The 14,689-nt window shown below is 42.4% G+C and carries 13 protein-coding genes; 2 read left to right on the top strand and 11 right to left on the bottom strand.

Annotation, left to right across the window (positions count from 1 at the left end; genetic code table 11):
• Positions 1-59: 59 nt before the first annotated feature.
• The 3 genes from QPK24_RS02620 to QPK24_RS02610 all read right to left on the bottom strand — a co-directional run bounded on the left by QPK24_RS02620 (position 60) and on the right by QPK24_RS02610 (position 3,079).
• Positions 60-1,721, bottom strand: coding sequence for a hybrid sensor histidine kinase/response regulator (locus QPK24_RS02620; protein WP_285745915.1), 1,662 nt, complete (start codon positions 1,719-1,721; stop codon positions 60-62).
• A 191-nt stretch (positions 1,722-1,912) separates the two neighbouring features.
• Positions 1,913-2,149: a DUF6953 family protein gene (locus tag QPK24_RS02615; RefSeq protein ID WP_160035186.1), complete on the bottom strand. Its 237-nt coding sequence runs from the start codon at positions 2,147-2,149 to the stop codon at positions 1,913-1,915.
• A gap of 102 nt (positions 2,150-2,251) precedes the next feature.
• Complete coding sequence (locus QPK24_RS02610) at positions 2,252-3,079, bottom strand: helix-turn-helix domain-containing protein (protein ID WP_213534913.1); 828 nt, start codon at positions 3,077-3,079, stop codon at positions 2,252-2,254.
• 122 nt (positions 3,080-3,201) lie between these two features.
• Between QPK24_RS02610 and QPK24_RS02605 the strand changes: the two genes are divergently transcribed.
• Complete coding sequence (locus QPK24_RS02605; RefSeq protein WP_285749047.1) at positions 3,202-5,175, top strand: glycoside hydrolase family 127 protein; 1,974 nt, start codon at positions 3,202-3,204, stop codon at positions 5,173-5,175.
• Positions 5,176-5,293: 118 nt separating this feature from the next.
• Here the strand turns inward: QPK24_RS02605 and QPK24_RS02600 are convergent, their stop codons facing one another.
• The 4 genes from QPK24_RS02600 to QPK24_RS02585 form a co-directional block, all read right to left on the bottom strand.
• Positions 5,294-6,349: an LLM class flavin-dependent oxidoreductase gene (locus QPK24_RS02600; RefSeq protein ID WP_285745912.1), complete on the bottom strand. Its 1,056-nt coding sequence runs from the start codon at positions 6,347-6,349 to the stop codon at positions 5,294-5,296.
• A 21-nt stretch (positions 6,350-6,370) separates the two neighbouring features.
• On the bottom strand, positions 6,371-7,312 hold the full coding sequence (locus QPK24_RS02595) for a ring-cleaving dioxygenase (RefSeq protein WP_285745909.1): 942 nt from the start codon (positions 7,310-7,312) through the stop codon (positions 6,371-6,373).
• A 140-nt stretch (positions 7,313-7,452) separates the two neighbouring features.
• Positions 7,453-8,499, bottom strand: coding sequence for a hemolysin family protein (locus QPK24_RS02590; protein ID WP_285745907.1), 1,047 nt, complete (start codon positions 8,497-8,499; stop codon positions 7,453-7,455).
• Between the two features lie 72 nt (positions 8,500-8,571).
• The gene (locus QPK24_RS02585) at positions 8,572-9,879 is read right to left on the bottom strand and encodes a hemolysin family protein (protein WP_285745905.1); all 1,308 of its coding nucleotides are present in this window, start codon (positions 9,877-9,879) and stop codon (positions 8,572-8,574) included.
• A gap of 446 nt (positions 9,880-10,325) precedes the next feature.
• Between QPK24_RS02585 and QPK24_RS02580 the strand changes: the two genes are divergently transcribed.
• Positions 10,326-11,351 carry an LCP family protein gene (locus QPK24_RS02580; protein ID WP_285745903.1) on the top strand — a complete coding sequence of 342 codons (1,026 nt, stop codon included), beginning with the start codon at positions 10,326-10,328 and terminating at the stop codon, positions 11,349-11,351.
• 52 nt (positions 11,352-11,403) lie between these two features.
• Here the strand turns inward: QPK24_RS02580 and QPK24_RS02575 are convergent, their stop codons facing one another.
• The 4 genes from QPK24_RS02575 to QPK24_RS02560 form a co-directional block, all read right to left on the bottom strand.
• Positions 11,404-11,616: a TM2 domain-containing protein gene (locus QPK24_RS02575; protein ID WP_213534925.1), complete on the bottom strand. Its 213-nt coding sequence runs from the start codon at positions 11,614-11,616 to the stop codon at positions 11,404-11,406.
• 181 nt (positions 11,617-11,797) lie between these two features.
• Positions 11,798-12,127: a four-helix bundle copper-binding protein gene (locus QPK24_RS02570; protein WP_213534932.1), complete on the bottom strand. Its 330-nt coding sequence runs from the start codon at positions 12,125-12,127 to the stop codon at positions 11,798-11,800.
• A 343-nt stretch (positions 12,128-12,470) separates the two neighbouring features.
• Positions 12,471-13,856 (bottom strand): uracil/xanthine transporter, encoded by a 1,386-nt coding sequence (locus QPK24_RS02565; protein ID WP_285745899.1) that lies wholly within the window; start codon positions 13,854-13,856, stop codon positions 12,471-12,473.
• 59 nt (positions 13,857-13,915) lie between these two features.
• Positions 13,916-14,509 carry an ankyrin repeat domain-containing protein gene (locus tag QPK24_RS02560; protein WP_285749045.1) on the bottom strand — a complete coding sequence of 198 codons (594 nt, stop codon included), beginning with the start codon at positions 14,507-14,509 and terminating at the stop codon, positions 13,916-13,918.
• Positions 14,510-14,689: the final 180 nt, after the last annotated feature.

Raw genomic sequence — 14,689 nt, 5'->3', positions numbered from 1 at the left:
CAAAAAAACTCCGAGCCTTCCATTACGGAAAACTCAGAGCATTGATTTCTCTATTTAATCTATAGGTTTGCTGTTAACTTTTTTGTTTGGCAGGCAATCAGCGCATTATATAATTGCAATCTTCGGAACGGTTTAAATGTTAAGAATGCATACTTCTTCTTCTGCTCGGCATTCAATGTCGTTCCAATGGGGGCTAGAAGTCCAATGGGCACATCCTCACCGAGGTATGCTCTAATATCCGATGATTCTTCTATACTGATATCCATTAATAGCAAATCATAAGTTAACCCCGACTGGATGTGGATCATCGCTTCCGCTGTAGATGCTACTTCTGTCTGTTCAATCCCCCAGCTTTTCAAGAGTCTACCCAGGGATTGCCTGCTTGTTTCGTTATCATCAATAATCAGGATCTTCATCTGTTTCAGAACAGATGAGGAGAACGGTAGATTATCATAACCGGCATATTCTTTAAACCCAAGAATAATACTGATTTTTGTCCCCTCAGAAACCTTACTCTCTACTTCAATAGATCCATCCATCATGTTCACTAAATTTTGTGCGATCGCAAGACCAAGCCCTGTTCCACCGTAGTGATGAATATGGTCGTTTTCATGAGCCTGGTAATAATACTGAAACAACTGAGATATTTTCTCTTCTGCTATACCTACACCGCTATCCTGAATGGTAATTTGAATATACACCTGATCCTCATCCGAAGAATTCAAAAGACGCAGACATACAAGGATTTCACCTTCATGCGTAAATTTCACTGCGTTACTCAGAAAATTAAGCAGAATCTGCCGTATTTTCTCAGCATCACCGAGGAGATATGTGGGGATGTCTGGAGCTACATCAAGAATAACTTCTACGGGCTTGCCGAGCGTCCTAGGAGCGACTGTATAAATGGCATCTTCTACTGTAGAAACAAGATCAAACGGATCTTCTTCCAATACAGCTTTGCCAGCTTCAATCTTACTATAGTCTAAAATATTATTTACAAGTGACAACAGCGAATTGTTGCTTGACTTCAATAGATCCATATACTCCTGTTGCTGCTCCGAAAGCTCCGTTGTTTCTAGTAGATCGGACATGCCTATCGTTCCATTTATTGAATTACGAAGTTCATGAGTAATCATGGCCAGAAATTCTGATTTATGTTGTGTCATCTGATCAGCCATTTGTACTTCATTACGTAACTTCTGGACTTTCAATTCAAATTCTTTCTTATCTCGATATAGCATTTCATTCCGCTTCACTTCAAGATCGATAATTCTTTCCAGTTCAATAATGTAAGACAAGAACATCGCCATGGAAGATAGCGTCTGTATATCCTCATCTTTAATTACCGCTGAGCTGCTATCAAGCACGCATAACGTTCCAAATAATCTTCCGCTTTTATAACTAATCGGCACTCCAACAAAGGAGTGATTCCCTATCTGCCCTGTAATATCTAATTCCTTCGTTATTGGATGCTCCAGAGTACTCGAAATAACAACCGGTTCTCTGCCAACCAAACTGCAATACGATTGCTTGCAAGGAAGCGAAACCCCTTCCTGTACGAGGATCTCTGCTCTGTTAAAAGCTTTCAATATTTTATTCGTTACACCATCATTCGTAGCTATAAAAATAGTCTCTGCTTGGATCAGAGACTTCAACACATCAATAATATGACTAGCAGCCTCTTCAAAATTTTGAAAGAAACGTGATTTGTCCTTGATCATAGTTCACCTCTATTTCATACGACGCGATGAAACCTACCCAAAGTATACACTATATTTATAGATATTACTTGTTGATAAACCTTTATAAGGATTATATTTCAAGAAAAGCTTGCCAAGCAATTACCACCGCCTCTATTCATTGATGCAAGTAAAAAACACGACCCATTACACGGATCGTGTTTGTATTTCTCTTAGGTCCAGCCCCACATAAATCCATCACGATCCCAGGCGATTCGTCCCTTATGAAGTTTACGGAAAGCTTTCTTCACTTCTTTCTCTAGTGAGGCATTTCCATTCTCATTAACAAATACGAATTCCTCTCCAAAATGTTCCCGTACATAGCGAATGGCGTCTTCTTGATATAAATTCCCCTTAAAACGAATTTCCTCTACCATCCATTCGGCTACCTGTTCAGCTGTATATGACATTCTTTATCTTCCCTTTCAATTCCATGCGGCACTCTAGATTTTCATTCATTTTAACACATTACGGGTCCATTTGTTTCTATTCATCATAGCAGCTTTATTCAATTACTCCTTATTCAGCTTGGTCAGACGGAATTCCCTTCGGTATGATGTAGGCGTCACACCGGCCAAGCGCTTGAACCATTTGGCAAACTGTTTATCATCCTTTATACCAACGAGCGCGGCAACTTCTTTAATATGTAAGTTTGTACCTGTCAGTGCTTCTTTGGCTGCATCGAGCTTTAATCGGTGAATGTAACCCAGCACACCAACTCCAAACCTTTTCTTAAACATACGAGATAAATAATCTTTGTTATATCCCATTTGATCTGCTATTTTCTCTACTGAAATATCTTCACTTTGTGCATGCAGACGAATCCATTCGAGAAGTTCGGGGAGCTGCGGATTCAGTGCCGAATACTCATCTGCATCTTGAAGCTGTTCTGCGAGTTCAATGAGAAGAGTGGTCAGAAAATAGTCTCCTGCTCTCCCTATTCGGTACCCGCCGCTCCCTGCATGCAGAAGCTGACGTGCTAAAATATGCACTCGGTTTGGATTTGGGCATCTTGCATACCTTGGAATTTGTCCGTATGATTCTGCTACATCAGAGGGTGCTTGTTCAGGTAATAAAAAATGAAACCAGTAAAATGAAACTCCAGGCTGGGAAAGCTTGTACCCACGGTGTCTTTCTCCAGGTTCAAGCAGCAGCACATCCCCTTCCTTCACTTCATACATTAACCCATTTACTTCGATAAAAATCACCCCGGATACGCCAATAATCAGTTCATAATCTTCGATCGTCCGGTCCATATGAGACCAGGATTCATCCGATAAGAAGCGTCCTCCCATCACAAAAGTATACGGTTGCTGCAAATAAAGAGATAACAAATTCATTTTCTCCTTCCCTCTCATTATGAGGTCAGTTTTTGACACCTATTATACCTTACCTTCTACCGACAAAGGGCAGCATTCTGCACTATGATGTAATAAAAGATCATGAAATGGAGAGTGAGATCATGAATAAAGTATCCAGTGCGTTTCAATCTCAGCCTTTACCGCTAAAAAATATAGCCATTAACGATTCCTATTGGACTCCTTATGTTGAACTTGTTAAAAATACCGTTATCCCTTATCAGTGGGATGCACTCAATGATGCAATTCCTGACGCTGAGCCAAGCAGAGCGATTCGTAACTTCCGCATTGCTGCCGGACTTGAGGAAGGTGAGTTCCATGGCTTTGTCTTTCAAGACACTGATCTATACAAATGGCTCGAAGCCGTTGGCTTCTCTCTATCCACTTCTCCAGACCCTGATCTTACCAAAATCGCTGATGAAGCCATTGACCTGATTGCCGCTGCACAAGATGAGGACGGTTACATTAATACCTATTTCATGGTGGCTGCTCCAGATAAACGGCTGACCAATCTGCACGACTGTCATGAATTTTATACGGCAGGTCATTTAATTGAAGCGGCTGTTGCCTATTACGAAGGTACGGGTAAAACCAAACTTTTGGATGTAGCAAAGAAATTCGCTGATTTCATCTGCCTTACCTATGGGCCAGAGCCCGGTCAAATCCGAGGATACGATGGTCATCAGGAGATTGAGCTTGCTCTCATTAAACTGTACCAAGTAACGGGTGATACAAAATACCTCGATCTCAGCTCTTTCTTTATCGATGAGAGAGGTCAAAAGCCAAGTTTCTTCCGCGAAGAATGGGAGCGCAGGGGACGGAAGTCTTTCTGGACGGGCGATGTTGTACAAAAACATTTTCCAAGCCTCGAATACTGGCAGGCGCACAAACCGGTTCGGGAACAAGAAGTAGCGGTAGGCCATGCAGTCCGGGCAGTTTACATGTATACTGCAATGGCCGATTTAGCCATTCTTAACGGGGATCAGGAACTGCTGAATGCTTGTAAAAGATTATGGAATAACATTGTCCATAAGCAAATGTATGTGAATGGCAGCATTGGTTCAACCCATCACGGGGAAGCCTTTACTTTTGACTATGACCTTCCTAATGATACGAACTATTCCGAAACCTGTGCATCCATTGGCCTTATTTTCTTTGCTAGACGCATGCTTCAAGCAGAGATGAAAGGGGAATACGCAGATGTGATGGAACGCGCACTCTACAATACGGTAACGGCCGGAATCGCTGAGGATGGAAAACATTATTTCTATGTAAATCCGATGGAAGTATGGCCGGAAGCAAGCAAAGGAAATCCAGGCAAACATCATGTGAAGGCGGTTCGTCAAAAATGGTATGGCTGTGCTTGCTGTCCTCCTAACGTTGCCCGTTTGTTATCTTCCCTTGGCTCATACATCTTTACATCAAGCGAGGATACGCTTTATACCCATCTATATATCGGCAATGAAACACAAGTTGTGCTTGGCTCTAGCAAAGCGACGATTGAGCTTACAAGTGAATTACCTTGGAAAGGACTAGCGAGCTTACAGATCCAAGCAGTAGAAGGTGATGGAATATTCACTCTAGCTGTACGTGTGCCATCCTGGTCTCAGGACACCTCCTTCAGCGTGAATGGAGAAGAAATCACGGCGGAAATCCGTGATGGATATGCTTACTTCAAACGCACATGGAAGCAAGGCGATCAGCTGTCCATTCATTTTGATATGCAAGCACGGCGTCTGTATTCTCATTCAAACGTGAGAGCAAACGCAGGCCGTGTAGCCCTTCAGCGCGGTCCGCTCGTTTATTGTCTGGAAGAGATGGATAACGTCTCTCCACTGACATCCGTTCGTCTGCCGGCAGATGCTGAGATTCGCGAAGTAACCGGCATATGGAATGATGAAGTTGTATTCCTTGAAATGGACGGCATCCGCCAAGAAGAAGATACAGAACATAAAGATACGCTCTACTCTACTGCACCGCCGAAGCAGGAAGCCCAGCGGCTGCTGGCTGTTCCATACACATTATGGGGCAACCGTACACCAGGTGAGATGCAGGTTTGGATTCGAGAACAGTCTTAATTAAAATATAACACCGGAACCTCAGTACCATTCAAAGAAGAGCCAAGTCTATTTAGACTTGGCTCTTCTCACTTTTAAACCCACGATCGATCTAGCAAGTTCTATCTCTATTCCCTGCTTATTTTGCTGTATATTTCTTAACAGCCGGCATAATTACGGTTGCGATCAGTTCAATGTTTTTCATTACTTTATCCATTGGCATTCCACCAAAATCAATTTCGGCCATGAAACGTTGTTGATTATATAATTCATGTTGATACAACATTTTTTCAATGATTTGCTCTGGGCTGCCCACCATTAGTGCATCACGGTAATCTATTGCTTGTGTGAATTGCTGCTTCGGATAGCCACTCCCTTTCAGTGCTCTCATCCCTGCATTAAGGTAAGGGTAATAATCACGAAGTGCATCCTGTGAATCCTTTGCAGTATAGAACAAGCTTGTCGTTGCTACAGGTAAGGTTTCAGGATCAAAACCACTCTCTTCTGCAGCCATACGGTAGGCATCCACGGAGTGCTTGAAGTTTATCGCAGGTCCACCAAGCGTCGTCAGCATCATCGGAACTCCTGCACGTCCCGCTTTTATTGCACTCGCTGGAGGTCCGCCTACTGCCCGCCATATCGGCATTTGACCATGGAGTGGTTGTGGTAAGATCCCTGCATGCTTCAGCGGTGCTCTGAACTGACCTTCCCATGTAACGAACTCTTCCTCGTTTAATTTCATAAGCAGTTCCATTTTCTCTTCAAACAATTCTTCATAGTCCTGAACATCATACCCAAGTAAACTATACGCTCCCACTCTTGATCCGCGCCCTGCAACAATCTCGGCACGTCCGCCTGATATTAAATCGAGCGTTGCAAAATCTTCGTACACACGAACAGGATCAGAGGTACTGAGTACGGTTGCTGAACTCGCTATTTTAATATGTTTCGTAGCTTGTGCAATTGCTCCTAAAATGACGGTATGTGCTTGTGTCGTAAAATAGTTCTGGTGACTTTCCCCTACGGCAAAAACATCAAGTCCCGCTTCATCCGCCAATTGGCTCGCTTCAATCAGTTCATGAATGCGTTGCTGCGCAGGAATACGTTTCCCTGTCATAGGATCAATTAAGTGCTCACCAATGGAATATAATCCAAATTCAATGCCTTTATTTGTGTCTATCCGGTACTGTTCCATCTCTATATCTCTCCTTCGTAATCAATCGATGGGCTGCAAGTTCGCTTCAATCTCGGCACGTCTCTCTTCTAAGAAAGGAGGCAGATCCAGTCCTTCTCCAAGCGACTCTACACTTGCATCTGCTGTAAATCCAGGACCATCGGTCGCCATTTCAAATAAAATCCCATTCGATTCACGGAAATATAAACTTTGGAAGTAGAAGCGGTCTACGATCCCTGAAGTGCGGAATCCCTGTTCGTTAATAACCCTATCCCAATAGCGCAATTCTTCCTCGTCCTTCACACGGATCGCAATATGATGAATGCTGCCTTTTCCCGGTTTTTCTATAGGTCCTTCTTGCTGTTTCACTACAATTTCTCCAAAGGACTGTCCGGCTACGGATTGATACACTACTTCATGCTCCGAACGAGATGCCTCTACATAACCGAGGAGTTCCTTTAAGGTTTTGTCTAATCGATCTGCATAACGTACGGTTAATTCAATCGCACCCAGCCCCAATATACGATGCTCTACAGGCACCACAGAATCTTTCCATGCTGACCAGTATTCAGGAGTTTCTAATCCGTCATTGTTCAGCAGCACCATTCGGAGACCTTCGTTATCCTGAAAATGCAGTGCGTCTTTCCCCGCATATTGGGTGATTTCTCCGTGTTGTACCTCAAGTACTTCGAATCTATTTTTCCAAAAAACCAAACTCTCATAGGATGGGACAAGCAGTCCAATCTGGCTAATGCTATTCGTTCCACGAATCGTACTGCCTACACGAGGCATTTCAAAAAAAGATAGTTCTGTTCCTGCACTTCCTGTTAGATCCCCATAAAAAAGATGATACATACCAGGGTCATCTTGATTAACCGTCTTTTTCACTCTTCGTAAACCGAGTACCTTTGTATAAAATTGATTGTTTTCTTTCGCATCCTTTGTGAGCATAGAAATATGATGATGACCTGCAATCGTATACATAATGAGCTCTCCTTTATTAATTGATTAATGCAGCTGCAAGCTCCAATTCATTAATGATTATATTATCTTAAATTTAAGATATATGATTTGCTTCAAAAAGACAAGCCCGCCCGATCACAATAGATCTAGGCAGGCCATGATTAGATGAGCACCGCTTCGTCACGAATATCCCCTACAATTTCTTCTAAGATATCTTCCATCGTAACAAGCCCTGTCGTAATTCCTTCTTCGTTTGTAACAGCCGCGATATGAACACGACTTTGCTGCATTTTTATAAGAACATCTTTAATTGAAGCGTTCTGCGAGAAGCAAGGCATATCATGGATAAATTCACCCATTCTACATTCCCTTCCTGCAGCCATACTTGTCAGCATTTCTTTCGTGTTAATAAATCCGATAAATCGATGTTTATTTCCCTCTTCGATAACAGGATACCGCGTGTATTCATTCTGGTTTAGAACTTCCATCATCTCATTAAGGGACATTCCGCGACTTAAAGTAACGATCTGCTCGCGTTCGATCATAATTTCTTTAAGCAATCGCTCATCAAATGCAAAAATGTTCTCCAGGTAATCCAGTTCTATCTGATTGATCTCTCCACGTTCATAGCTATGATTCACAATCAGCTTGAGCTCCTCTTCCGAATACACGGTATCGTGGCCGGCAGGTTTCACCCCAAATATACGAAGCAAGATCCGAGCTGAACCATTCAGTGCATAAATAAACGGATACATGACTTTACCGAACCAATAAAGCGGTGTAGCAAGTAGTAATGTCATCTTTTCTGCAAACTGAATAGCTAGTGTCTTAGGTGCTAATTCACCGATAACAACATGTAAAAATGTAATAATAGCGAGGGCAATGGTGTATGATAGCACCGTTGCTAGAGCTGCTGGTACATCAAAATGATCGAATATCGGGTGCAGTATTTTTTCAACCGTCGGTTCACCCAGCGCACCAAGTACAAGCGCAGTAATGGTAATACCGAGCTGACAGGCTGATAGATAATAATCAAGATCATGTGCTACTTTTTTGGCAGTTATCGCCTTCTTATTCCCATCCGCAATCAGTTGTTCGATCCTGGACATCCGTACTTTAAGAATTGCAAATTCCGCTCCGACAAAGAAAGCGGTGAGTCCAATAAATACAGCGACCAAAACTAAGTTTAACGCAATTATTCCGTCCAATTCATTCCCTCAGGCTGAGGGATTCACCTCCAAGAAATTGATCTTACTTTCTTTCATCAAAAGAGAATCCCTCTAGTTATGATGAACACGCTGAAGAATAACTTGTTTAATCTGAAAGTTATCCATCTCTGCGACAGTCCATGCAAATTCTCCATGTTCAATCACATCACCGGTCTCAACCGTCGTACCTTTATGATATTGAATCCAACCTCCAATGGTGTCCACCTCTTCATCGCCCTCAAAGATGAAACCAAACTGCTTCTCCAGTTCGTTCAGGAGGATACGACCGTTAATCAAATACTCATGTTCCCCTGTTTTTTGTATATCCGCTACTTCATCCGCATCAAATTCATCACGAATTTCGCCTACAATTTCTTCTAATATATCTTCCATGGTAAGGATGCCGGATGTACCTCCATATTCATCAATAACGACGGCCATATGCACTTGTTGCTGTTGCATTTTAATCATGGCATCCTGAATCCTTGTATTTTCAACAACATAGGGGAGTTCCCGAATGAAATCAGAGAGCTTGCTTTCTTTTTTAGCAACAATATAGGGCAGCATTTTCTTCACATTCACGACCCCAACAATCCGATCTTTGTCCCCTGCCTCAATGACAGGATAACGGGAATAATTGTATTGATCTAAAACAGGAATGATATCTACATACTCCATATCCTGATCTATAGTAATCAGTTCCGTCCTAGGAACCATGATGTCTTTGGCAACGCGCTCGTCAAAAGAAAAAACATTTTCCATGTAGGCAAGCTTCGTCTGGTTAATCTCGCCGCCTTCATAACTTTGATTCATAATAATTCGCAGCTCATCTTCCGAATAGGCCTGATCATGCCCCGCAGGCTTAACACCAAAAGCACGAAGAAGGACACGTGACGCCCCATTTAATGCCCAAATGAATGGATACATCACCTTACCAAACCAATAAAGGGGTGCAGCAAGCAGCATGGTTATCTTCTCAGCGTATTGAATCGCTACTGTCTTCGGTGCCATCTCTCCCACTACCACATGCAGAAAGGTTACGAAAATAAAAGCAATCGCATAAGAAGCAGCAGAAGCGATCGATTCTGGTACATGCAAGTAATCAAATAATGGATATAATAAGCGTTCCACCGTCGGTTTTCCTAGAGCCCCAAGTCCGAGCGCCGTAACCGTAATACCTAATTGACAGGCTGAAAGATAATAATCTAGATCCGCGACGACCTTCTTCGCCAAGACTGCTTTTTTATTGCCTTCGCCAATGAGTTGGTCGATCTGAGACATACGTATTTTAACAACAGCAAATTCGGAGGCAACGAAAAAAGCAGTGAGTCCAATTAATATAAGAAGTATTAATAAATTTGTAATGGTTACAATGTCCAATGACTTCCCTCAGCTGAGGGATTCACCTCCAAAAATAGTTTCATTCTAAGTGAGTTCATTATCCTTTTTGGACTGTCGGTAGCATAAAGAAGACTACCCGCCTGGAATGTGGATGCATATAAATGATTCCATCGCCCATTTTTGAATCGGTTTACATCTGCAATTTGATAAAAATGCAAAAACGCCTTCCCAATGAGTTCTACCTCCTTTTTCGTGATCCATATGGATTAAAATGAGAAAACCGTACAGTTCAACGTAACGGTTTGCTTGTTTCAACGATACCATATAATCTAAAAATCTCTAAACTTACCTATATTACAATTTCGTAAGAGAACTGTAAGTTAAAAGATTAGCACGTCATCTTTGCATTTATTTATAATTAAACTTGGTAAATGACCCTTAATCTAAGAAACTTAATCCCACTTGATTTGAAAGGATAATCCCTGATGACCAAGAAAACAAAACAAGCCCTGATTATTGTTATCACATTGATTGCACTGGTTGCTTTACTCGCGGGGGGTTACTATTTTATTTCTATCGCAAATGAACTTGGAGACTTGCAAAAAACAGGAGAAGACTCGCCTTTTTACAATATTGAAAAGGTAGATCAGGACTCTGCCATAGAGCCCCCGGTTTGGGAAGGCGACGAGCCTGTAAACGTGCTTCTTATGGGTGTGGATGCGAGAGGTTTCTCTGAGGGCGAGATCCCGCGGTCTGATACGATGCTAGTGGCTTCTATAGATCCAGTTACGAAGAAAATCTCCTTGTTCTCTCTGTTACGTGATACATACACCGCAATACCGAACTATGGAAACAATCGAATTAATACGGCCATTACCCATGGTCCAGACATAGCAATGCAAGCGGCAAGCGACCTTTTAGGAATTCCCATTCAGTATTATGTGTACACCGACTTCCAAGGCTTCATCAAACTCGTTGATGCAGTGGACGGCGTAGATATCGAAGTAGAAAAAGATTTATATTATGTGAGCAAGGCAGATAACCATGAATACGATATCGATTTAAAGCAGGGATTTCAGCATCTTGATGGAGAAAAAGCATTAATGTATGTCCGTTTTAGACATGATGCGATGTCGGATTTTTCTAGAACAGAAAGGCAACGTAAACTGCTGGGAGCCATTGCTGAGAAATTGAAAACTACGTCATCCATGGCAAGGCTTCCCTCGATTCTGAAGGAAGTCAACCCATATATTGATACGAACCTTACATTTAATGATATCTGGAAGCTTGCCGCTCTTGGGGTTCAAAGCAATCTCCAAGCTACTGAGCAAATACCTCCTATGAATTTGATTAAAGAGACAAAGATTGGCGGTGCAGCTGTTCTTACCGTCAAAGATCCAGATGAACTAAAAGCATACGTTCAAGAAGTACTCGGCTCCGGACAAGATTCCGCAGATCATGAAGAAGATGTGGAAAATAAAGAAGATACAGAAGTAATTTCAACCTATTAAAAAACAGCCATTACCTGGTATTCCTACGGGGGAATGGCTGTTGCATCATGTATTATACATACTTGCTATTATATTTGGCGTTAAAATCTTCATCCGATTTCACAAGATAAATAATCCCCTCAATCAGCCCCAGAAATCCTGGAATGGCCGTCCATGATAAAAGAAGGTACGCTATGCCCCAACCAATTCTTCCTAAATAAAATTTATGTATACCTAATGATCCAAGCAAAATAGCTAGTACACCGGCTACCACTTTATTCTTCATTTCTTTCACCTCCCAAGCTATTGCATTGTATCATATATTCTTTAGAAATCACCATTTTGAAAAGACAAAAATTAAAGACTATATGATCTGCTGCTACAATAACTATAGGGAAAAAATCGAAAAAGATGACCTCTGTTCAATACAGAGCCCATCTTTCTTTACTTCTTTATAACCTGAACCATTAAGCTGCCATTTCACGGCAAATTTTTGCACAAGCAAAACATGCTTCTGCACATTGCTGACAATGGTCGTGGTCATGTTTTTTACATTCGTTACCGCATGCTTCGCAAGCCTCTGCACAAGCTAGACAAATGGCTTTCGCATAACTACTGTTCATTGACATGGCATGCGCTGCAAACTCGCATAGATCAGCACATTCCCGGTCCAGTCGGATGCATTCTTTCATCATTTCAACGTGTTCCTCATCCAAGCAAGATGAATAACAGTGGTTACAAGCAGCCATACATTTTAAACACGCTTCAATACACTCTTTGTAATTTTGGTTTATCATCGTACGCAACTCCTCTCGATGTTCATGTATAAATAGAATCAATCCCTACTCTCTATTACCCTAGGACGAAATATATTAACATTTATTAATTATATTGATGAGTCACAGTGCAGCTCCCTCACATCAGATCGAAGACTTACTCCCTCCAATCTCGCCTTCTCTGAATACGAACCACAACTCAGCCTAAGCTGCACTATCAAAAGTTTTCCTAAAGCCAATCGTTACACCGTATTTTCATCAACAAAAAAACTGCCCGACCCATGGTAAGGATCGAGCAGGCTGGCCTTCATATCTAATGAATACTTTAGAACGAATTTATAGTGCATACGAACATTTCGAATAATTAATTTACAGAAGTCGCTGTCGCAACCTTCTCTTTAACAGCAGACTCGGCTGCAGAATTCATTTCTTTTTGAGGTATTTTCGTCTCATATTTATCCCAGCGCACAAAATTCTCTAGGATAATCACCATGACAACACCAATCACAAGTCCATTAGACAGAATCGGGGTTAAGAGCGGTGGAAACTCGGTAAACGCAGAAGAAGGTATATTCATGATGCTGATTCCTATGAGTACCGGAAGAGCCACACGATAGATCGTTTTCGGATTGAAAACCGCCCCTTGGAACGTCCGAATCGCTGTACCAAACATTTGCAAATAAGCTGCAAAGAGCACTGCGTTCCCAACCGATAAAGGAAGCTGCGCTAACCATCCGCTGAGAGAAGGAAATACCCCTACCAAGATAAACATGACGGAGCCTGCGAATAGAGCAGCTCGCCGCAGTACCTTCGTATTTTCAAGAAAACCAATAGAGGAAGCAAACGTACCAAAGGGAATGAGCCCGAGACAACCGCCCAGAATGGAAAAGAAATTCGTAAACAAAAAGGATCTTCTGTACTGTTTCTCGGTTGTCTCTCTCTGATACATTTTACTTGCTGCGATTAAGCTCGTTAAGGTATTCGTCATATTCACAAGGCCCGCGATCAGACCAACTAAGATAATCCCCGGCTCAAGCTGTGGTGTTCCCCATGGAAACCAGTGCCACACTCCATTTGCTCCTTCCGCAACAGAGCGCGCACTCTCTCCGCCCCCGAACAAAATCGCATAAGCAATCCAGCCTACAACAATTCCGCTCAGCAAAGAAAACTGTCCGAATTTACCTTTCCCTTTAATATGAATAATGGCGACAACCACAATAATGAAGAGTGACAGACCGGCAAGCGACAAATCCCATTTCCCTGTCTGATCATATCCGATCATGCCTTTAAAAAAGGTGTTGGCCAGCTGAAATGTGAGCAGAAGCAAATACACACCCATAACAATTGGCGTAAAAATACGCTGAAGCACTTTAAGAAAGCCGCACAGCGTAAGGATAATTACGAGTATACTTGATAAAACAAAACCGCTGGTTAAACTTGCTGCGACCGATCCGAGAGAAAGCCCCATCGCCGGTGCAGACGCGCATATACTGAGAACAAGTCCCCACCATACGCCAGCTGGCCCATCCATGAGAGCATAACGATGCCCCCATATCAATTGTACGATACAGAGAATTCCGGTCAGTATGAAGGAACGCTGCATCGACCCAGCAATCTCACCCGGCGCAAGCCCAAGTGCATGACCAATGGATAGTGGTACCATAACTGTGTTTGTAAACAAAAAGAAAAGCCACTGCACACCGGCAAGCAGCACACTAAATGAATATCTTGATTTCAACTGTTCCATCATTTCTATTTCCCATCTTTCACCATCATAATTACATAATCTTTGTATATCTTTGTATATCTTTATTTAGCCCCTGCCTGTTCTAAAATGGAAATCATTTCGGTGTAACCATGCCTCTTGGCATGCTGTAAAGGCGTAACCCCATCACTGTCGGCCAGATTAACATCCGCTCCATGAGAGACAAGCAGTTTCACAATTTGGGTATGGTTTACCCCGCCATCGCCAAGAATGACAGCTTCAAGCAGAGCAGTCCATCCTAAATTGTTGACATGATCAATATCTACATCCGAATGCTGAAGTAAATACTCTACAATCTCCACATGACCTCGGTCAGCAGCAGGAATAAGGGCAGTGCCGCCAAAACGATTCGTTATGCGGGTATTCGCCCCAGCTTCCACCATTAGCTTCACGATCTCTAACTTGCCCTCGGCACCTGCATAGAGCAGTGGATTGTCATTCCGTTGATCCTGGAGATTGAGATCGGCCCCTGCATCAATCAATGCTTTTAACGTATCTTGCTTATCGTTATGAGTCGCTGCCAGGATCGCTGTCCGTCCTTTGGCATCTGTTGTATTTATATCTACACCTGATTCCACTAATGCTAAGACTCGGTCTGTTTCACCACGTTCAGCTGCCTTGATTAGTTCTGTTGGCATCACTTCTCCACCTTCCTTGTTTACTTCTTCCCTAGATGGTTCATTCGAAGGATGATTACAACCTAAAAGCATGAGTACAAGTACACAAATGATTCCTGCTCCAGGCAACCTCACATTATCCCTCCATCGCTATGCTATGTTTGTATGGTATCATGAGCATAACTATATTAAAAATATTTA

The organism is Paenibacillus polygoni (genome assembly GCF_030263935.1).
In the GTDB taxonomy this organism is placed as follows: domain Bacteria; phylum Bacillota; class Bacilli; order Paenibacillales; family Paenibacillaceae; genus Paenibacillus; species Paenibacillus polygoni.
This window is presented reverse-complemented; position numbering and strand designations above follow the sequence as displayed.